The sequence below is a fragment of the Bacillus sp. z14 (2026) genome (assembly GCF_058313575.1).
In genome coordinates this window covers 149,507-170,022 of sequence record NZ_JBZFQK010000001.1, presented here as the reverse complement: position 1 = coordinate 170,022, position 20,516 = coordinate 149,507, and the positions used below count along the sequence as shown (strand labels likewise).

Sequence of the window (20,516 nt, the reverse complement as noted above, 5' to 3'; positions counted from 1 at the left end):
TCTAACGAATACAGGAGTACTTGCGACTTAAGTTGTAGATCATATCATCCTTTGTCAGGACGTAAAAATTCTTGGTAATTAATATACTTAACACATAAACAACTGAACCAATATAAAGGGATGGTGATATAAAAATGAGTACACTTTACATTTGTACAACTTGCGGGACACAAACGGACTGCTTAAATGACCCGCCGGTGAAATGTTTAATTTGCAGTGAGGAAAGACAGTATATTAATCCTAATGGGCAGCAGTGGACAACAATGGAAGAGATGGTATCTTCAAAACAATTTAAAAATGAAATAAAGTATGAAGAAAAAGATTTGTACAGTATGGAAACAGAACCTGATGTAGGTATCGGTCAGACAGCATACATCGTTCAAAGCGATAATTTTACATTGTTATGGGACTGTATTACTTATATTGACCAATTAACCATCGATAAAATTAAAAAAATGGGTGGCTTACATGCAATTGCATTGTCACATCCTCATTACTATTCCAGTCAGATAGAATGGGCTGAAGCCTTTGATATCCCAATCTATATACACGAAGACGACCAGGAGTGGGTATTAAGAAAAAGTGAAAAAATTGTATTTTGGTCAGGAGAATCTTTAAAGTTGTCTGAAGGATTAATCCTTCACAGATTAGGTGGCCATTTTAAAGGTGGCGCTGTCCTTGAATGGAATAAAGGAAATCATCATAAAGGAATTTTGTTGACAGGAGATATTATTCAGGTGGTGGCTGATCGTAAATGGGTTAGTTTTATGTATAGTTATCCCAATCTGATTCCCTTGCCTGCTAAAAAAGTAATGGACATAGCCGATAAAGTAGCCAAAATGAACTTTGACCGGATTTACAACGCTTTTCATCGTATCATTCAGAAGGATGCCAAACAAGCCGTTCAAAAATCTGCTGAGCGATATATACAAGCGTTAAATGGGACTTTATTTGAAACTTAAGTAGGACACAAAGAGAAATTATTTTTTAGGAAAACTGTTATTAAATAAAAAAACGCCTTTTAGTTATAGAATCCAAAAGGCTTGTAACAAACGCCACCCTTATTTAAGAACTCATACACGTCTTGTTCCCTATATTCATTTTAGTCGGGATAATTACAAGTAATTTAAATTGGCGAACCTGACTTTACGTTTAGTACTTAGCACTAAGATGTAATCATCTTGACTTATCTTAGAACTTTTGGCATCTGCTCCCATTTGTAAATTATGAATTAATGTTACCGTATTATAATGAAATAAATACGTTAATTGTATGATTTCACATCAATTCGGTACTGATGACGTTGACTTTTCATTTTAGCATTGTGCTTCAAGTAGTATTCAAATACTTCTCTTGTTGTATAAGTTGGAGTATATCCAAAAATGTTTTTCAGTTTAGTGTTATCTAGAACAGGTCGATAGCGAAGGAAGTTAACCTGTTCCTCTCCATATTGAGTTAGGGATAATCGTTTTAAGATATAAAGAGCCCATCTTACGACTAATGCAGGGATCCGTATGACTGGCTTGTATAATATATAGGCAAGTTCATCGATTGTTAGCTTACCATCACCAGCAACATTAAAGATTCCTGTCACATCACCTGTAACGGCCCGTTCGAGACAGCAAGCGACATCATGATCCCAGATAAAGACGAATGGGCTATCAGATCGAGAGATGCCAATTAAGGCTTTCTTTTCAAACAGAGCGGTAATCTGATTGTTCACTGTCTCGCCAAGGATGGTACCTATTCGGAAGATGACCTGTTCCAGCTCTGGGTGAGTTTGACGATATTGAGCTAATAACTGTTCAACCAACCTTTTGTGATAGGAATATGCAAACTCCTTGTTGCCCCGAATCGGCACATCTTCTGTAATCCAATCAGGATTGTCTGGATGATAGCCATATGCAGCACCGCTTGAGGAGACGATAAGACGTTTCACGCCATTGCTGACGCAAGCCTTTAGAATATTTTCTGTACCGAGAACATCAACGGAATATTCCAGTTCACGGTTGCTCTTTTTCCCAGGGGTGACGATAGAGGCTAGATGTACGACGGTATCTACACAATATTTCTCCATTATCTTATGTACATCCTCTGAGCGGATATCGAGCTGTACATAATCTATGGTACTATCGGAATAAAATATAGGCTTTTCTTGAATATCAGTAGCGATAATGTGAATAGGTTTCCCATTTTTTTCTGCCATAGATAGTCGTTGGACAAGAAGGCTTCCTAAATAACCTGCCGCGCCTGTTATGAGTACATTCATATTTTCACGCTCCTGGCTGTGTCTTTGGTAGTGTCCTTATGAGGTGGGCGCTTTGACCAATAAATGGCAAGGGTAAGTCCAGAAACAATATGCCAGATTGCCCACCAGGCAGCAACAATGGCCATACCACCTAATCCGTCAAAGAAATTGAATATCAAAACTAGACCCAGACCAGAGTTTTGAATACCTACCTCGATAGAAATCGCTCGACGATCGGCGATAGGGAGTTTTAACAGTGAGGAGGTGGTGTAGCCAATCGTAATGGCAAGTAGATTATGGATAAATACAATGAGAGCAACCATTCCAATAAATTCAATAAAATAAGTAAAGTTTGCTGCCAGGGAAACGATGACAAATCCTAAGAAGAAGACTATAGATGCATTTTTAGCCCATTTGTTGATCAGTTGCGCTTTTTCTGGATATTTATAGTTCACATACATACCGATGGCGAGCGGTAACCCAAGCATTAAAAAGATCGTAATCAACAAGTCTTGCGGGTTGATGGTAAAAGACTTGAGCAGGCTATTTGTCGGTTCGTAAAGAGATCCCCAAAGTAAGGTGTTAAAGGGAGTCATAAAAATAGCTAGCACGGTTGAAATAGCCGACATGCTGATGGATAATGGGGTATTACCTTTAGCTAAGTAGGTCAAGAAGTTAGATAAATTGCCTCCAGGACAAGCTGCAACTAGAAACAACCCAAGAGCGATACTAGGCCTTGGCTCTATGATAAGAACAAGTATATATGTAAATGCCGGAAGCAGGATAAATTGACAAGACAGTCCAATGAGTGTGGGTTTTGGCTTTTTAATACTTTCTTTAAAATCTGCTAATTTTAAGTCCAAAGCGACCCCAAACATGATAAACCCGATTAAGATATTCATAATTGTCAGTGAAGTTGCGTTGAAATTTAATTGGATATCATCGATATTCATGCTATTTACCCCTTGGTTCAGCATGCATTTCTTTAAAATATTTTAAGCCTGGTGCCCACATATGCTTGACTGGATCTACATCAGCATGAATAACCGAACAAATCCCACTTCGGATTGAACGCTCGAGGGCCTCGCGGAATTCATTTGGATTATTTGCATATTCCCCATGTGCACCCATGCTTTCAGCTAACTGTTGAAAATTGATATTGCCCAGGTCTGTATTAATGCTTTCTTCAGGGCTGAGAGTTTTCTTGATTAAGGTCTTAATTGGCTTCATGGCTATATGCTGATTAATTTTTACCATTCCCCATTGACGGTCGCAAAGAACGATATATATAATATGCAAGCCATTCCGCACTGCTGTTTCAATCTCTTGTGGATGAAAGCCCATTGCTCCATCACCAATGATGCAACATACAGGTACATCTGGCCTAGCAGCAGCTGCGCCGAGCGCCTGACCGACACCTGCCCCGAGCATCCCGAATTTAAATGTCGAAATGACTGTTCCAGGTTCTGTAACCTTATAATAGAAATTTGTCCAAATGGCTGTATTGCCGCCATCAATAACAAGTGGTGATTCTTTTGGAAATACCTCACTGCATATAGCAGGAATATGAGCTGAGTTCATCGGAGTGGCATGATCATTTAGATGTTCGTTAAGCTTATCCCTGTGCTTTTGCTTATCTTCAAGGTATTTGGATAGCAATGCTTCGCGCTGGAGGTAGTTCAATTGATCCTTAAAGGGAAGAAGTCGTTGATATAATTTTTCTAAAAAGATTTTTACATCTGAGAGAATGCTGACCTCAGTTGGCTTATTTGCGCCGAGAATAGAAGGATCTAAATCGACTTGAATTACCTTTTGGTTAGGATTCCAGTAAGGTGCTTTTCCCCACCAATCTGTTTCTCCTATCCTTGAGCCTAGCACTAAAAGCACATCTGCTTCATTGCGAACCTTGTTATTAGCCTCAATATGAACCATTGGTAGCATAAGGCGATTATTCTCTGAAATAGAGCCTCGACCGGCCCAACTCGTTGTAATCATCGATTGTAATAATTCCGCAACCTTCTCAAGCTCATTGAAGGCGCGTGCATAAATGACTCCGCTGCCAGCATGAATAACAGGAAATTTGGCTGATATAAGCAGTTCAACCGTTTCATCTAATTGTTGTTTATTTGGTTCAGGTGGATGGGTTACACGGTATTGGCTAGCCCTCCAAAATGAAAGGTCACATTTCACTTTCGTATTGAGAATATTTTCCGGTATATCAAGATGAACGACTCCTGGGCGACCTTCGAAACATTTTCTTAAGGCGGTGCGGAGCATTTCTGGAATCCTATCGAATGAAGGAACTACTTCGCTCCATTTCGCAATCTGGCCAATCACGGCTTTCTGATCAAAGCATTGATAGGTGCCTCCACGGTCTGGGTACATGATGCCGGTCCGCCTGGCACTGGTAATGACAAGCACACGGTTACCTTCTGCCTGCTCGACAACCAATCCAGGGAGGATATTGGCTACTCCCGGCCCATTGCTGGCCATGCAAACTCCAAGCTTACCAGTCAATCTGGCATAGGCTCCAGCCATGTGGGCTGCACTCGTCTCATGACGTGGAGAAATCAATTCAATACCATGGTTCTGTATGTTTGAATAAAATCCAAAATAAGTTCCATCAATGATGCCAAATAATTTTTCAACATTCTCAAGGCTTAACATTTTTGCAATAACTTCGCCGCCACTCATTTCAGCCATACTATTCCTCCTTAATCATTACGATTATATTGATGAATCAAATCAGGGTTTAATACTTGAAATAATTGATGGAAAATCTTTTCAATATCCTCTTGAGTTGGAATCCTTCGGTTTGTGTCAATACCATTGCCGCAAAGAGTGAGCGCCGTTAATTCCTTTATCTGTGAGGAACACATTTGATCCATTGGGATGTATGGTCTTCCTGTCTCCCAAATTTGAAACTGCTCATTATATTGATAGATCAGTTTAAGTATTTTTCTTGCCAGGGAGGATTTGCTTTCATTAGGATTGTGTCCAATAGCAATGGCCATTTCTGCATAACGGTCTTCTGCATCTTCAATTCCGAAGTCAATTACAAATGGATGCAGGAGTGCAACACTTAAACCATGGGGAATTTTATATTTTATCCCTAAGGCTCTGCCTGTGGCGTGTGCTAAATTAGTTGATGAATTAGAGAAAGCTATTCCAGCATATAAACTGCCGATAAGTATATCATCATAGGCTTGTTGGTTATTTGTTTTTATGTAAACGTTTGGAAGGGCATTGGTGATTTTCTTGAAGGCTTGAAGAGCATAGAAGTCTGTTAATTCGGTTGCTTTTGTTGAAACATAAGCTTCCATTGCATGTGTAAGTGCATCTAAGCCTGTATATGCGGAGATGACCGGATGTAATTTCTTGGTCCAATAGGAATCTAATATGGCCGCATCCGGTACAAAACTTGGATGAGAGGGATTACGTTTAATACCAGTTGCATCGTCAGTAATGACCATAACTTTTGTTGCTTCTGATCCTGAACCAGCCGTGGTTGGTATGACAATCAAGGGAAGGCGTTCAATTATCGATTCTTGCTGGATGGTAAGTAAAGTATGCTCTGAATTAATGGCAAAGACGGAAACGGCCTTAGCGAGATCAATCACACTGCCACCACCGATTGCCACAACACCATCACAGCTTTCTGAGAGAGCTGTATGGGTGGTTTTTCTCACCTGACTGAAGGTTGGTTCTCCTTTGTCGCAAATATAGAGCTGAAACGATACCCCTTCTTTTTCAAGCATTGAGAAGAGATATGTTTTCGCATCTTTGTAAAGCTTTACTGAAATCATGATAAAAGCTTTCTTGATTTGCAGCTTTCGAATTGTCTCAATAAGCTGTATTCCACTAAACCCGCCTGTCAAGATTATGGCAGGTTTTAAAATAGATTCGATAAAGATCACTCCTTTAGCTTAATGTATACGCTTACATTAATGCGTTAAGATAGGTTTCTATTATTATATCTAAGGAAGATTATAAAGATTTGAAAGTTCAAAAGCAATATTAATTCTGAAAATTTAAATTATTTGATTTTGATAACAAGATAATATTTTAGGATGAAATAAACTATGTCATAGTAAATATCATTGATATTCCTTTAATTCAATAGAGAAAAAATTTAATTGTTACTGGGACAATTACTGCAGTAAGTTTAAAACAGAAAACTTGCTTCATATCATAATCGAAGGAGTAAGTTATATCCTTAGCATTTCACTAACAATAGCTTTGTTTAAAATTTTCCTTGGTGGAAAAATGAATCTTTCTTGGGTTCTTTTCCTATTTTACCAATCACTTTTGTTCCTTTATTTATATCAATATACAGACTACCAAACATTACATATTATTGAAGTAATTTTCATTTAAAGTTTTTCTCAATTTGATACAATATAATTTGATAACGTACTAGATAACGTTTATAGTAGTTATCTACTGCTAATCCTGACTTTCTTCCGGTTAAATGTCGAATTGTCAAAAGGAGAAAATCAAATGAAACCTTTAAAGTTAGTATTCTTCACAATGATTGCGATTATGATATTTGTTCTTTGGAAAATGTTCCCGACTGAGCAAAAGACTTTTATTACGAATGATCGAATGAAGGAAATCCAGTCAATAGTGGATGATGCAAGTAAAGGTAAAGTTCAAGCCAACTGGCAAAACGTCGCAGCTATTACAGCTATTGAATATAATATAGACACTGTAGAGCCTTATAATATCGAACAAACAACTAATCTATTTATCGAAAAAGAAGGCAACGAATATAAGCTTAAAAATATTGAAGAAGTAATGGATACTTTAAATTATACAGATGAACAGAAATCTCAGGTGAAATCCTATATAACCTACTTGGATTCATTTAAAAAAGGTAATAAAAGCAATCAATATGAATTTATTGCTGAAATTGAAAGTGCCGCTGTAGATAATTATAAGGAATATGGTATATTGCCTTCCATCACAATTGCTCAGGCTATCCTGGAGTCTGAATGGGGGAAATCGGGACTATCTCAGAAGTATAATAACCTATTTGGCATTAAAGGCCATAACTGGGATGGGGCTGTTGCAAGCATGGACACAACGGAATTTCATAATCAAAAAACGAAAAGTGATTTCAGAGCCTATAATTCGATTGATGAGTCAATCGATGATCATGGTGCATTTCTTAAAGAAAATCAACGTTATGAAAAGCATGGCCTTTTTGAGGCTAACACCTATATGGAACAGGCTCAAGCATTGGAAGATGCCGGCTACAGTACGGCTGAGAATGAAAAAGGCGAAAAAATATATAGTGAAATGTTGACTGATATTATTAAGCAATATCAATTACAGCTAATTGATAGCAATGTCACTTCAAATAAATTATAAAAACAAGCGTATGTGTCTACTTTTGCACATACGCTTGTTTTTTATTCTTAATAGGTTATTTTGGATTAACTGCATAGAATTAAATATCCAACTTTTTCAAATGAGGTTTGCTAAAATAAATGGTAACTGTAAAAGGGACTTAAGTAAATTATTCAATGTAAAGATTGGTGAGTGATCATTTGAATACGTATGGAGATGAATTGTTTAAGGGGTCTGCTATGTATTATTCAAAATACAGACCTATGTATCCTTCTGAACTAATTAGATTTCTAGTAGAAAAATTCTCTTTAAATGGAGAGCAGAACCTCCTGGATCTTGGATGTGGAACAGGACACCTCACAATCAGATTTTCTGATTGGTGTAAAAAAATCGTTGGGATTGATACTGAACCAGAAATGATTGAAGAAGCGAAACGTCTACATCAAGAGATAAGAATAGGGCAAATTCAATGGTTTAATGGAACACTAAATCAATATGTACATAATGAACAATATAGCCTCGTGACTATCGCTAAAGCCTTTCATTGGATGGACAGACCAACGATTTTAGAGGAACTTTTTCCAATCATTACGGATGGCGGAGGAGTAGCTATTATAGACAACTATAATCCAAATCAACCACTTACAACATGGCAGGTAAGAATGAATGAAATTATAGAGAAATGGTATGGAACTGATCGAAAAGCTGGAAAGACTACCTATACCCATCCGATTAAAAGTCATGAGGAAGTACTAACTAACTCAAAATTCAATTTAGAGATTCACCAATTACCTACATACGACATCATTTGGAACATTGAATCAATCCTTGGAAACCTATATTCCACCTCTTTCGGTTCAAAACGATTTCTTGAAAATAATGTGGAAAAATTTGAACAGGAGCTTAGAGAAGCCCTGCTAGATGTTTGTCAGTCCGGAGAATATAAAGAAACAGTATCATTGTCTGTAAAGTTAGGCTTAAAGAATCGATAGATAAGGAAGTTATTTCTTTGATGTCCAGCCATAAAGGAGGAGGCAATAGAGGTCATAAAAAGGGTTGGTGTTTATGGTTTTATGTCTCAATCATTCAATGAATAAACCGAGAATTAAATCTAAAATCCTCGGTTTATTTATCATTAAATCCTTTACTTTACTTTACTTGTATAAAGGATGTGCTTCGTGCGTTCTTGAGGGTTATTAAAAAGTAAAACAAACCGGGAACAAAAATGATCGTTCCGATTATTAGAAATACCGGCCTTACCCCTAAATCCCAAAATGGAGAGGAGGCAAACAGAATTCCTAATGGCATAGTGAGCCGGAGGAAAAATAATCGAACGGAGCTCAATTGTGCTAAACGTTCTTTTGCTACACCTTTTTGGAACATGGCGGCACTTTGTGCATTAAACAGAGGGAATAATATACCTCCACTTAATTCATACAGCCATGCATAAGGAATAGAATGTGTGAAAAATAATAATATGAAAGATAAGCCTCCCCCCATTAAACCGATGTACATAAACAATGGATATTTAGGAAGTCTTGTTAATAACCATGTGCCAATAACATACCCAACAGGAAAGGCTGTAGAAAAGATTGCATACTCCCAATATTCTCCGTTCAAGCTTCCTCTAATAAAAGGCACACTGATAACCATTGTGGCTCCCACGGCAAATTGAACGGTAGAAGAGAGGAGAGTCAATCGGAAAAGACCTGGATATTGAAAAAACATTTTGTATCCTTCCTTCATCTCTTTCCACCAAAATCGCTTTGTCCATGCAGATACGATCTGTTTATGATTCTCTGGCAGCCGTTTAAGAGATAGAAAGCTTATTAAGAACATGATTGCAGAAAAGACATAGATGAAGTGAATGGGGATGAATAATAAAAATAAGGAGGCAGCTCCCGGTGCGAGAAAGCTCATAAGACGAAGTGTGCCGTCCAATAATGCATTGGCATTTACCAGTTCCTTTTCTTCACAAAGCTCCGGCAGAAGGGAGAAAGAGAGACTTGCGTAAATAGGCTGCATTAAACCCAGTAAGCATTGCAAGATGAATAAACCAATAATAGCGCCATTCTCTGAGACCAGAATAAAACCCAATAAAGGAAGTAAATAAGCGAATGAGCGAATCAGTTGTATATTGCGCAAAAGTCTTTCTTTAACCATGTAATTTAAAAATGGAGAGCTAATACATTGTAAAATTAACGAAGGGATAAAATAAATCAGCCAAAGTATACCCATCCATTCTTTCGAACCAGTCAATTCATACAGTAATAATCCATTGACAATTCCACCAGCTGCTCCACCTAATTCAGAAACAATTTCTCCAATCCAAAGAGCTTTAAACGATTTTGAATAATTTTTCATAAAGGGTTACCCAAATAATGAAATAGCTTAGTTGAAAAATCTTTAAGCTGAGCGGCATTGATTGAATAGATTCCTTTATCTGCACGAATAAATTTGGCCGATTTTAAAATGGAAAGCTGATGATGCAGAGTTGTCTTTGAAATTAAAAATTGGACGCTTAATTCCTGCAGGGACCTTGGACCTTTAATCAATTGATGAAGCAGCTTTAAGCGGAGTTCATCCCCGAGCGCTTTATGGCCAGCAATTAATTCCTGTGAAGGTACATCTGATTGCCTAAAATATTCTTCTTTAACTGGATAGAAGATCAGTTTGGTATCTACTGTGCGAATTTCCAGTATCCATGGCCGATAAGAAACATGAGGGACCATCTTTACAGACCATACGGAAGGTTCCGGTATATAATTCGCTCTGCCACTAATTTGCGCAATTATCTCGGTGGGATTCTTTGATTCGAATGATTGTTGCTGTTTTTCTTCAAATTCCAATGCTTTTAACCATTTATTCCATTCCTCGAAGTTCCTTACCCATTGATACCATCCATCTATAATGGCTTGATAGAGCATACATATTTTTTTGAATTGATATTTACCAAGATTAAGAACGTAGTCTCCCAAATAATCATGCTCTGAAAAATGTTTACTATACTCAGTAAACAAATGCTTTTCCTTATAATTAATCGCTGTATTTTTACGTGCTTCTTCACAGACTCGATTTTTATATGGAAGAACGGTTTCGTAAAAAGTATTTGGCGAAATATCAGCCAGAGCATCAAGAAACTCCTGAATAGAAGATGAAGAAAATTTTGCTTGCAGCATCATCAGTCCATACCAAAGGTTTGTATCTTCGATTTCTTTTAAATTCTTAGAAAGAGATATTGGCAGCTTGTTTTCCCAAGAGGACCATATTGCTTCCTGCTCAAAGGTATGCCGCATCTTTTCATGTGTATAGCCAGCAATACCAAGGATAACTTCCCAAACTGGTGAAGATTCTACTTGCATAGATAGCGATTCTATCGATTCAAACGAATAAAGTTCCTGCATTTAATCCCCTCCATTTTTTGGATTATATTCAGATTCTAAATTAATCGAATCATATATTCAATATATTTGGAAAAATAAAATTTTTTCTCTTAATTAATCGATTTAAATATGTGTTAATTCTAGTTGCTGCTAGTAGGAAAATAGACTTCCTTGATTAGAATTCGGTTATATGATTACTACTGGAGAACTTTGCATGAAACAATACAATTTCAGCATACATCTGAATAACATACATGTAAAAAGGGATGTAAACAGTTGTTTACATCCCTTAGTCATTAGATTTTCATAACTCCACCTGTACTGGCGGAAGTGACGAGTTTCGAATATCGCGCCAGATAGCCGGTCTTTACCTTTGGCTCAAAACCTTTCCAATTCGCTCTGCGGAGTTCAAATTCCTCGTCTGAAATTTCCAGTTGAATGGTTCGTTTATTCATATCAAGTTCAATGATATCGCCATTTTCAACAAAGGCAATGGGGCCGCCTTCAGCGGCTTCAGGTGATATGTGGCCAATGCTGATTCCTCTTGATGCACCCGAAAAACGTCCGTCTGTAATTAAGCCTACTTTTGCGCCCAATCCTCTTCCGACAATTTGCGAGGTTGGCGCAAGCATTTCCGGCATACCAGGACCGCCTTTTGGACCTTCATAACGAATGACGACTACATCTCCTTCTTTTACTTTACCGGTAATAATACCTGATAAAGCATCCTCCTGAGAATTGAAACAAATAGCAGGGCCTCTATGATAGCCGCCAACTTCCGGGTCAACCGCTCCAACTTTAATAATTGAACCATTTGGTGCAAGATTGCCAAACAGTACAGCCAAGCCGCCACGTTCAGAATGTGGATTGCTTAAAGGACGAATTACATCATAATCTAAAATCTCACAGCCCTGCACGTTTTCTCTCAATGTTTGGCCGGAGACAGTTATACATTCTCCGTTTAAAGCACCCGGTTTTTTCAGCAATTCATTAATAATAGCACTGACACCACCGGCATTATGTACATCCTCAATATGATAATCAGATGCTGGCGCTATTTTTGCCAAATGGGGAACTCGGCTGGCAATCTCATTAATACGCTCCATAGGGTATTCGAATCCAGCTTCATGAGCCAAAGCGAGAGTGTGAAGGACTGTATTTGTTGAACCACCCATGGCCATATCAAGAGCAAATGCGTTATCAATCGTATCGATGGTCACGATATCACGCGGTTTAATGTCCGTTTTGATGAGCTGCATCAGCTGTTTGGCTGATTGTCTGACAAAATCCTTTCTTTCCTCTGCAACGGCAAGGATTGTCCCGTTACCAGGTAAAGCTAAACCTAAGCCTTCCGCTAAGCAATTCATCGAGTTCGCAGTGAACATTCCGGAACATGAACCGCATGTTGGACAGGCGACCTGTTCAAGCTCCTGCAGTCGATCTTCATCAATTTGTCCGGATTGATAGGCACCGACACCTTCAAAAACGGAAGTGAGGGAGAGGGAGTTGCCATCTTTATCTTTACCAGCTTTCATTGGTCCGCCACTGACGAAAATAGTTGGGATATTGACACGAAGAGCAGCCATCATCATACCAGGTGTGATTTTGTCACAGTTTGGAATACAAACCATTCCATCAAACCAATGCGCTGATACGACTGTTTCAATAGAATCCGCAATAATTTCACGACTCGGCAAAGAATAACGCATGCCGATATGGCCCATAGCAATCCCATCATCGACACCAATAGTATTGAATTCAAACGGAACCCCACCCGCTTCACGGATTGCTTCCTTTACAATCTTTCCGAATTCCTGCAGATGTACATGACCAGGAACGATGTCAATATAGGAATTGCAAACCGCGATGAATGGTTTTCCAAAATCCTCTTCACTTACACCAGCCGCTCTCAGTAAGCTTCTATGTGGAGCGCGATCTATTCCTTTTTTTATCATATTACTACGCATTTCAGTCATGACATTCATCTCCAATTAGGTAAATTTATCTGTATATTTAGAATTATTCAACATTTTAACATTAAATGAAGTAATATCCTATCATAATTGGAAAAGAATTATATTTTTTATATAAATATCGTAAATTGCTGATGTAACTTTCATACTTGTTGAAACTCTCTTCGTTTGAAGACACATTATTTTCATTTTATTGAAAATCAGGGTAAAATAATGCGTATTACTTACATGACGTTTCATAATATGGATAAAAATTCTGACTTGGTAGTAGAACTTCAATCAAGACAGAAAGGATTTGATCGTTTGTTAGATTACAAGTTAATGGTCACTTTATATGAAGGAGACTATGAGAAATGGGTTAACACTGGGATTGCATTAGGGATTGTTTTGCTATTCATCCTTTTTAGGAAGCTAGTTACGAAGTATGTCTTTCAGTTGATATTAAAATTGAGAGAGGATAAGCCAAATGATTTATTTATTCAAGTTTTTAAAAGCTTTGAAAAACCGATCAGTTGGCTGTTTATTATCATTGGTCTGTACATAGGGGTAAAGTACTTTCCATTCATCAATCAACATAATCCTTTTTTCTTAAAATTATTGCGTTCGATGATTATCTTTTTGATTACCTGGGGATTATTTAATTTGTCCTCACCTTCACAAGGTATTTTATTAAATATTAATGAGAAAATGAATCAAAAAATCGATTTGATCCTCATTCCCTTTATATCCAGAGCCATGAGAGTGATTATCGTAGCCATCAGCATTAGTATTATCGGTCAAGAATTTGATTATGACGTAAATGGATTGGTAGCCGGTCTTGGTTTGGGTGGTTTAGCTTTTGCCTTAGCAGCTAAAGACGCTGTTGGTAATTTAATTGGCGGAATTGTAATCGTCACAGAAAAACCTTTTTCTATCGGTGATTGGATTTTAACATCTAATGTTGAAGGAACTGTGGAGGATATAAACTTTAGAAGTACAAAGGTTCGTACATTCAGCCAGGCGTTAGTGACTGTACCTAATGCTACGCTGGCCAGCGATGCAATCACGAACTGGAGTCGAATGGGAAAACGAAAAATCGATTTTCATTTGGACGTCGCCTACCAAAGGGAGACAGATCAACTTGATAATCTAATAGAGGAAATTAAACATTTGCTGCGCTCACATCAAGGTGTTCATCAGGACACCATTGTCGTAGCCTTCGATCAATTTAAAGATCATTATATAAAAATACTAGTTTATTTCTTTACCAATACTACTGCCTGGGAAGAACATGTCCAAATTAAACATCAAATCAATTTAAGTATCATGCAGCTGTTAGAAAAAGAGGGAATATCTTTGGCAGTGCCTATGCAAAAAGTTTCTGTTGATCCTGAGTTTTCATTAATAAAAGAAAGATCAAATTAAATCATTTTAATATACCACTGTGAATTAAGTGATTCATAGTGGTATATTTCTTTTATAAAGAGTATTCACTATAACAGTGCTAGAAAACCTTAGATATTAACCATATTTAAAAAAGAGGGAATACATTCTTTGCCACACAAGCCATCTCCAATTTCTCCAGTGTTTTACAATAATCAACTTCTACATTTTCAATAGTTTGATTCATACTCAGAACCATTTCCTTTACAATCGTTGAATCCTTATACCATTCTGTATATTGAGGTGGCGAGTGCGATACATCTTTCCATACATATGAGAGTGAAGGGCTATAAAAGTGAGGAGATCCAGATAGCAGCCTGCATTCTCTTAAACGAACTTTATACTTTTTTCCTGGAAATTCTTCATTTATATCATTAAAAAGATGCGGCCAATAATCCTTTCTTGAGCCTGTATGCGGCGTATTTAATGCCCATTGTTCAATTTTCTTCAAACTTCTATCATTAAATAAACACGTATACAAATCCTTTCCAATTTGAATCCGGCTATCGAGATGTTCAAAGTGATGGATCGTTTTACCCGCAAAACTGATCTTCGTATTATTTTTCAAATAAGGAAATAAAATTTGATTCATTGATAAATGATCTTGTAGAGAAAATTCAGGTTTTACAAGGACCTGATTATGGATATTGGGTTCTTTTATGAGTGTTTCTTCTAAATGGTTTTGTTCATTTATGATAAGTGCCACCGTTAGAAGAGCTGAATCTTTATATTGCCAAAAGTAAGTCCAAACAGTTTGCATATACGCTGAAACAAATAAATGAGGCAATAAGTAGGCGAGATTCCGACCGTATTTAAGTGATTCTTCATACATGAGTAATTGAGGATAGGCATCATTAAAAATCAACCAATTGCCCCGCTCTAAAAACAAAAAGAATGTTTCAGCTTCCTTTTTCTCCAGCAATCTTGATAAACAAGTACCCTTTAAGTCAGTCATATTCCATCCGGCATTTCTGGAAACCATATGGGCAAGAAATGACCAATGGATCTCTGGATGGTTTTGATAAAAAGAAAGATAGGCTTTAGTCCTGGTAATATTATTCTGATTGGCTAAGCTTGTTTTTTCACGTATCATTCTTAAAATCATTTCATCTTCATGCGTCATTTTGTATATTACTTTCTTTTTTTGATCAAGCATCTTTTTCATTTCAGTTAATGTTCCGGATAGTTCTGTTTTTTTCTTTTTAAACCAGGGAAAGGACATAAATATATCTCCTTCTAATAAAAAATAATTAAAGGTGCTCTATTTTATTCTTTGAAAATTCGGTTTATACACATGCATAAAGCGTTAAGATAGACGATTGCCGCTTGGGAGGAGTAATCTAATAAGCAGCATGAATAGCTTTTACTTTGTCAATAATTTGTTCAGTTTCCGTATGAAAGTGAACATATTAGATATTTCAGTCTGTAGTTTTGTGAAAAAATGTTTGATTGAAAAGAAGTGAGGTTACGACATGAAACAACCAAAGACATCAGAGGAATATACATTAGGAAAAATATTGCTATTCTTTATCCCATTGGCTCTGTCAGCTAGTTTGACTTCGGTATCTCACGTTATTATTAACGGGACACTTAGTCGGGCTGAAGCAGCGGAGGTCATTATATCCAACTATGCAATTGCTTTTTCACTGTTTAGTATTATGGAAAGACCGGCTTTAGTATTCAGACAAACAAGCTCAGCCTTAGCAAAAGGGAAGTCGACCTTCCAGGCTATTTGCTCTTTTTTCATAAAAATCATCGTTTCTTTAATGCTTATTTGTATGTTAGTCGCGTTTTCACCGCTTGGAGAATGGATATTCACTTATTTATTTAATGCTGAACCTGAGAATATGTCAGCTTTAATGAACACCTTTAAGGTTTTAGCTGTTGTGATTTTACTATCAGGCATCCGTACGTTATATCAGGGAATTATGATTAATCATCTTGAAACAAAATGGGTGACCTATGGTGTGATTATTCGCTTGATTGGTATGATTGCAATTGCATTTTATTTCATCCATTATGCGGATTTACTGTCAAGTATAGCCGGAGCCATCATTTTCTTAACCGGTATGTTAATCGAATGTGTAATCAGTATCTGGAGAGGCCATCGTTTAATAAAGACAGAGAACCTGGATGAAGATGATGAACAGCCATTGACCCAAAGAGAGATTGGAAAGTTTTATACGCCATTGGTCTTTTACTTATCTTTTCAAACGCTTGTAACACCTATCATTTATGCTTGTTTAAGCTTCATTGACAATGTAAATCTCGGGATCGCTTCTTTTGCTCTTGCCTTCAGTGTAACGAATTTGATCATCAGCTTTTTTATGTACACCCATCAGGTCGTTCTTCAATTTTATGATACAAACAAAAAAGCGGTCTTTCAGTGTATTGTGATTTTTAGTATAGTTCCTACAACATTATTGCTTATATTATGCTATACACCTGCAGGCTTCTGGTTTATGGATACGATCTTTGGCACAACCGGTACATTGGCTAAAGAGACATTGCAGGTGCTGCAATTCTTTATTATAAAAACCTTTGTTTTTCCTTGGGTGGATTACTTAGGGGGCATTTTAATGCTAAACAAGAAAACAGGAGCGATGTTAAAGCCACAGCTTTATAATCTGATTACGGTTGTAATTATTTTAGTGACATTTGTTGTCCTGTTCCCTTCATTAAATGGAAGAGCGGGTGCCATAGCTGCTTCTCTTGGGGAATTGGTTGGCTTAGTATTCGTTTTTATGGTGGTGCAAAAATATAATAAGGACATAGATAAGCAAGCTACTCAAATGGAATCCATGTAAGTAAAAGGGAGGTTATTCAGATGAATAATCTCTTTTTTTTTTGCAGCTAAAAGACTCATAGCATGAGAAAGAGTGAGGAGAGTAAATATTCTTTGTATCCACCCTATCTGTTATACATATTTCCCCTAAATCATTAGTACTTTTATTACTTTTCTTCCTGTTCTAATTTCTCTAATGCCTATTTTTCAGTTAATGGGTAATTCCTGTCTAGTTAGACCCCTCAATGACGACATATTGCTACCGGTATGACGATATTAAGTACTTACTAAATTAGTAATCTTTATTTCCTGTAAATGAAGAGTCTAAAGTGATGAAAAGCATCCAGGGAAAAGAAGAATAAAAGGTTATAACTGGAAGAGACAATAATGCGAAATGTCTAAAAATTCGACAAATATAAAGTATCTCGTGGGAATTAATATAAAAAGTTGTAAATGTAAGGCATTTTTAGTTATTATAGTAAATATATAGCGCTTTACTAGTTAGTAATTTCATAAACTAGTAAATATTAACTAACGAAATTTATTGAATTATGTAAATATTCGTTATTTCACCCATGGCTACTATACAGAAAATCCAAAACGAAAGAAGGAGAGAACGTTAATGGCTATAAGCTTACAAAAAGGACAACGAATTGACCTGACAAAAGGTAATGCAAATCTAAATACGATTATGGTTGGTTTAGGTTGGGATCCAGTAAAGAAAAAAGGCGGCTTTTTTAGCAGAAGTGCAGATGTAGACTGTGATGCATCAGTTATTATGCTGACTGCAGATAAATTGCAGAGTAATAAAGATCTTGTTTATTTTGGGAATAAAAAAAGTGCTTGTAGTTCTGTTATTCATTCAGGAGACAACTTAACTGGGGATGGCGATGGTGATGATGAATCCATTAAAATCAACTTGAAATCTGTTCCAAATACATACAACAAATTAGTTTTTGTCGTAAACATTTATAACTGTGTTCAAAGAAAACAAGACTTTGGCATGATTGAGAATGCTTATATACGTGTTGTGAATCACGATACAGGCGAAGAATTAGTTCGTTTTAATTTGTCGGATAATTATGCTGGCTTAACAACATTGATTACAGGTGAAATTTATCGTCACAATTCAGAATGGAAATTTGCTGCTATTGGTGATGGAACGAAAGATAGCAGTCTATCGGAGATATGCAGCAAATACCAATAATAAATATTAATTAAAATACTGGAGGGAAATAAAATGGCAATTTCATTATCAAAAGGACAAAAAGTAGATCTTACAAAAACAAATCCTGGTTTAACAAAAGTAATAGTAGGTTTAGGATGGGACGTAAACAAATATGATGGCGGACATGATTTTGACCTTGATGCATCCGTATTTCTTTTAAATGAAAGCGGAAAAGTATCCGGCGGAGAAGATTTTGTTTTCTATAATAATACAACAGGTGGTGCTGGTTCCGTAACTCACTCTGGTGACAACTTAACTGGAGAAGGTGACGGCGATGATGAACAGGTTAAAATCTCAATCCAAAGTATTCCACAAAGTATACAAAAAGTAGCTTTTGCTGTAACTATCCATGATGCTGATTCCAGAAGTCAAAACTTTGGTATGGTTTCAAACGCTTTTATTCGAATTGTGAACGAAGAAACGAATGAAGAACTAATCAGATATGATTTGGGAGAAGATTTTAGCATTGAAACTGCCGTTGTTGTAGGCGAATTATACCGCCATCAAGGAGAATGGAAATTTAGTGCGATTGGTTCCGGTTACCAAGGCGGTTTAGCTGCTCTTTGTAATGACTATGGATTACAAATAGGATAATCCTATTCGTTTATTAAATAGTAATATACGAATTTGAGAGGTGTGATTTTGCACATGGCTATTCAACTCAGTAAAGGTCAACGTATTGACCTGACTAAAAACGATCCAACATTGCAAAAAATCGTTATCGGTTTAGGATGGGATGTAAAAAACTTTGATGGAGGCCAAGATTTCGACTTGGATGCCTCTGCGTTCATCTTAAATGCTCACGGCAAATGCCGTAACGATTTCGATTTCATTTTTTATAATAATCTTCAAAGTACGGATGGTTCCGTTACCCATACCGGAGATAACAGAACGGGAGAAGGGGAAGGCGATGACGAACAAATCAAAATCGATCTTTCTAAAATCCCTGATGATGTGAACAAAATTGCTATTACAGTAACGATTCATGATGCGGAAGTTCGCCGTCAAAATTTTGGACAAGTTACCAACGCTTTTGTACGTCTAGTAAATGAAGATACGGGCGCTGAGGTTTTACGTTATGACCTTGGAGAAGATTTCAGTATTGAAACAGCTGTCGTATTTTGTGAGATTTATAGACATAACCTTGATTGGAAATTCAATGCGGTTGGTTCCGGTTATCAAGGTGGGTTACATTCATTGGTTAAAGCATATGGCTTAAGCGTTTAAGAATCAGTGATTAGTTAGGGGAAATTATTTCTTTCCCCTATTATTTTTAAGATATACAACGGAGGGTTAACACTTTGGAAATTTTAGAACAAATCTTAAGTACGTATGCTTTATTTTTTGACTTGGACATGTGGGCGGAAGTATTAACTGATCCTGTAGCATGGGGACTAATTGGGTCCTTAGTAATCATAGAAGGATTATTGTCCGCTGATAATGCCCTTGTTCTGGCTGTTTTAGTAAAGCATCTACCTGAAAAGCAACGAAAAAGAGCACTTATGTATGGGATGTTCGGTGCCTACTTCTTCCGTTTCTTATTTATTGGAATAGGCGTATACCTCGTTAAATTTTGGTTCATTAAAGTTTTAGGTGCTGCGTACTTAGCATGGATTGTAATCCAGCATTTTCGGTCAAAAGCCGGAGATGGCGAAGACGGCGTAAAACAATTTAATAAAAATTCATGGCTTACACGTACAATCGGAATATTCTGGAGCACGGTTGTTTCAGTAGAATTAATGGATATTGCGTTCTCAGTGGATTCTATATTAGCTGCATTTGCAATATCTGATCAAGTATGGGTACTTTTGGTTGGCGGTATGTTAGGAATCCTAATGATGCGTACAGTTGCTGGTGTATTTTTAACATTAATTGAACGCGTACCTGAACTCGAAACTACTGCATTTATACTTATTGGGATTATCTCAGCAAAAATGTTTGCAAGTGTTTTTGGCTTCCATGTATCTCATTATGTATTTTTTGCGATTATCATTGTCGCTTTTCTCGCAACTTTTATCATTCATTATATCAATAAAGGTAAAAATATTGATAAAAACACGGAAATGGCTGCATCTAAAGATAAATAAAAAGATCTGGCTTGAATTAAAGACGGCTACTGTGTTCG

General features: G+C 36.9%; 17 protein-coding genes. 9 read left to right on the top strand and 8 right to left on the bottom strand.

All coding sequences use genetic code 11. The features are described 5' to 3' along the window. Positions 1 to 134: 134 nt before the first annotated feature. Positions 135 to 962 (top strand): MBL fold metallo-hydrolase, encoded by an 828-nt coding sequence (locus AC4G3O_RS00795; protein ID WP_491135676.1) that lies wholly within the window; start codon positions 135 to 137, stop codon positions 960 to 962. A 302-nt stretch (positions 963 to 1,264) separates the two neighbouring features. On the opposite strand, the gene AC4G3O_RS00790 is transcribed toward AC4G3O_RS00795, so the two are convergent. The 4 genes from AC4G3O_RS00790 to AC4G3O_RS00775 are packed head-to-tail and all read right to left on the bottom strand — an operon-like array spanning position 1,265 to position 6,165. Further along, positions 1,265 to 2,269 (bottom strand): SDR family oxidoreductase, encoded by a 1,005-nt coding sequence (locus tag AC4G3O_RS00790; RefSeq protein ID WP_491135675.1) that lies wholly within the window; start codon positions 2,267 to 2,269, stop codon positions 1,265 to 1,267. Continuing rightward, positions 2,266 to 3,201 (bottom strand): bile acid:sodium symporter family protein, encoded by a 936-nt coding sequence (locus tag AC4G3O_RS00785; RefSeq protein ID WP_491135674.1) that lies wholly within the window; start codon positions 3,199 to 3,201, stop codon positions 2,266 to 2,268. Before AC4G3O_RS00785 ends, AC4G3O_RS00790 begins: the two co-directional genes overlap by 4 nt. A 1-nt stretch (position 3,202) precedes the next feature. Continuing rightward, positions 3,203 to 4,951 (bottom strand): thiamine pyrophosphate-binding protein, encoded by a 1,749-nt coding sequence (locus AC4G3O_RS00780; protein WP_491135673.1) that lies wholly within the window; start codon positions 4,949 to 4,951, stop codon positions 3,203 to 3,205. Between the two features lie 11 nt (positions 4,952 to 4,962). After that, positions 4,963 to 6,165 carry an iron-containing alcohol dehydrogenase gene (locus AC4G3O_RS00775; protein ID WP_491135672.1) on the bottom strand — a complete coding sequence of 401 codons (1,203 nt, stop codon included), beginning with the start codon at positions 6,163 to 6,165 and terminating at the stop codon, positions 4,963 to 4,965. A gap of 583 nt (positions 6,166 to 6,748) precedes the next feature. Between AC4G3O_RS00775 and AC4G3O_RS00770 the strand changes: the two genes are divergently transcribed. Together AC4G3O_RS00770 and AC4G3O_RS00765 are read left to right on the top strand one after the other, a co-directional pair. Then, positions 6,749 to 7,621, top strand: a complete 873-nt coding sequence (locus tag AC4G3O_RS00770; protein WP_491135671.1) for a glycoside hydrolase family 73 protein — start codon at positions 6,749 to 6,751, stop codon at positions 7,619 to 7,621. 179 nt (positions 7,622 to 7,800) lie between these two features. Then, a complete protein-coding gene (locus AC4G3O_RS00765; RefSeq protein ID WP_491135670.1) occupies positions 7,801 to 8,592 on the top strand; it encodes a class I SAM-dependent methyltransferase in 792 nt (263 codons plus the stop codon). A 157-nt stretch (positions 8,593 to 8,749) separates the two neighbouring features. Here the strand turns inward: AC4G3O_RS00765 and AC4G3O_RS00760 are convergent, their stop codons facing one another. The 3 genes from AC4G3O_RS00760 to ilvD form a co-directional block, all read right to left on the bottom strand. Continuing rightward, positions 8,750 to 9,964, bottom strand: a complete 1,215-nt coding sequence (locus AC4G3O_RS00760; protein ID WP_491135669.1) for an MFS transporter — start codon at positions 9,962 to 9,964, stop codon at positions 8,750 to 8,752. Continuing rightward, positions 9,961 to 11,004 (bottom strand): ArsR/SmtB family transcription factor, encoded by a 1,044-nt coding sequence (locus tag AC4G3O_RS00755; protein WP_491135668.1) that lies wholly within the window; start codon positions 11,002 to 11,004, stop codon positions 9,961 to 9,963. The genes AC4G3O_RS00760 and AC4G3O_RS00755 overlap by 4 nt, the downstream gene beginning before the upstream one ends. 275 nt (positions 11,005 to 11,279) lie before the next feature. Continuing rightward, the gene (gene ilvD, locus AC4G3O_RS00750) at positions 11,280 to 12,959 is read right to left on the bottom strand and encodes a dihydroxy-acid dehydratase (protein WP_491135667.1); all 1,680 of its coding nucleotides are present in this window, start codon (positions 12,957 to 12,959) and stop codon (positions 11,280 to 11,282) included. Positions 12,960 to 13,169: 210 nt separating this feature from the next. On the opposite strand from ilvD, the gene AC4G3O_RS00745 reads away from it, so the two are divergent. Then, positions 13,170 to 14,360 carry a mechanosensitive ion channel family protein gene (locus AC4G3O_RS00745; protein ID WP_254654698.1) on the top strand — a complete coding sequence of 397 codons (1,191 nt, stop codon included), beginning with the start codon at positions 13,170 to 13,172 and terminating at the stop codon, positions 14,358 to 14,360. Between the two features lie 106 nt (positions 14,361 to 14,466). On the opposite strand, the gene AC4G3O_RS00740 is transcribed toward AC4G3O_RS00745, so the two are convergent. Continuing rightward, positions 14,467 to 15,600 (bottom strand): DUF2515 family protein, encoded by a 1,134-nt coding sequence (locus tag AC4G3O_RS00740; RefSeq protein WP_491135666.1) that lies wholly within the window; start codon positions 15,598 to 15,600, stop codon positions 14,467 to 14,469. A 250-nt stretch (positions 15,601 to 15,850) separates the two neighbouring features. On the opposite strand from AC4G3O_RS00740, the gene AC4G3O_RS00735 reads away from it, so the two are divergent. The 5 genes from AC4G3O_RS00735 (at position 15,851) to AC4G3O_RS00715 (ending at position 20,478) form a co-directional block, all read left to right on the top strand. Next, positions 15,851 to 17,185, top strand: coding sequence for a hypothetical protein (locus tag AC4G3O_RS00735; protein ID WP_066103760.1), 1,335 nt, complete (start codon positions 15,851 to 15,853; stop codon positions 17,183 to 17,185). Between the two features lie 600 nt (positions 17,186 to 17,785). Continuing rightward, positions 17,786 to 18,370, top strand: coding sequence for a TerD family protein (locus AC4G3O_RS00730; protein ID WP_066103763.1), 585 nt, complete (start codon positions 17,786 to 17,788; stop codon positions 18,368 to 18,370). Positions 18,371 to 18,403: 33 nt separating this feature from the next. Further along, positions 18,404 to 18,985: a TerD family protein gene (locus tag AC4G3O_RS00725; RefSeq protein ID WP_066103765.1), complete on the top strand. Its 582-nt coding sequence runs from the start codon at positions 18,404 to 18,406 to the stop codon at positions 18,983 to 18,985. Positions 18,986 to 19,039: 54 nt separating this feature from the next. Continuing rightward, positions 19,040 to 19,618: a TerD family protein gene (locus AC4G3O_RS00720; RefSeq protein ID WP_491135665.1), complete on the top strand. Its 579-nt coding sequence runs from the start codon at positions 19,040 to 19,042 to the stop codon at positions 19,616 to 19,618. 128 nt (positions 19,619 to 19,746) lie between these two features. Then, the gene (locus tag AC4G3O_RS00715; protein WP_373925477.1) at positions 19,747 to 20,478 is read left to right on the top strand and encodes a TerC family protein; all 732 of its coding nucleotides are present in this window, start codon (positions 19,747 to 19,749) and stop codon (positions 20,476 to 20,478) included. Positions 20,479 to 20,516: the final 38 nt, after the last annotated feature.

Bases quoted from the DNA above. Each gene is read 5' to 3' on its own strand.
- AC4G3O_RS00715 (WP_373925477.1), top strand. From the start codon at position 19,747: ATGTGGGCGGAAGTATTAACTGATCCTGTAGCATGGGGACTAATTGGG.
- AC4G3O_RS00770 (WP_491135671.1), top strand. From the start codon at position 6,749: ATGAAACCTTTAAAGTTAGTATTCTTCACAATGATTGCGATTATGATA.
- AC4G3O_RS00760 (WP_491135669.1), bottom strand. From the start codon at position 9,964: ATGAAAAATTATTCAAAATCGTTTAAAGCTCTTTGGATTGGAGAAATT.
- AC4G3O_RS00735 (WP_066103760.1), top strand. From the start codon at position 15,851: ATGAAACAACCAAAGACATCAGAGGAATATACATTAGGAAAAATATTG.
- AC4G3O_RS00745 (WP_254654698.1), top strand. From the start codon at position 13,170: ATGCGTATTACTTACATGACGTTTCATAATATGGATAAAAATTCTGAC.
- AC4G3O_RS00730 (WP_066103763.1), top strand. From the start codon at position 17,786: ATGGCTATAAGCTTACAAAAAGGACAACGAATTGACCTGACAAAAGGT.
- AC4G3O_RS00795 (WP_491135676.1), top strand. From the start codon at position 135: ATGAGTACACTTTACATTTGTACAACTTGCGGGACACAAACGGACTGC.
- AC4G3O_RS00755 (WP_491135668.1), bottom strand. From the start codon at position 11,004: ATGCAGGAACTTTATTCGTTTGAATCGATAGAATCGCTATCTATGCAA.
- AC4G3O_RS00740 (WP_491135666.1), bottom strand. From the start codon at position 15,600: ATGTCCTTTCCCTGGTTTAAAAAGAAAAAAACAGAACTATCCGGAACA.
- AC4G3O_RS00725 (WP_066103765.1), top strand. From the start codon at position 18,404: ATGGCAATTTCATTATCAAAAGGACAAAAAGTAGATCTTACAAAAACA.
- AC4G3O_RS00785 (WP_491135674.1), bottom strand. From the start codon at position 3,201: ATGAATATCGATGATATCCAATTAAATTTCAACGCAACTTCACTGACA.
- AC4G3O_RS00720 (WP_491135665.1), top strand. From the start codon at position 19,040: ATGGCTATTCAACTCAGTAAAGGTCAACGTATTGACCTGACTAAAAAC.
- ilvD (WP_491135667.1), bottom strand. From the start codon at position 12,959: ATGACTGAAATGCGTAGTAATATGATAAAAAAAGGAATAGATCGCGCT.
- AC4G3O_RS00780 (WP_491135673.1), bottom strand. From the start codon at position 4,951: ATGGCTGAAATGAGTGGCGGCGAAGTTATTGCAAAAATGTTAAGCCTT.
- AC4G3O_RS00790 (WP_491135675.1), bottom strand. From the start codon at position 2,269: ATGAATGTACTCATAACAGGCGCGGCAGGTTATTTAGGAAGCCTTCTT.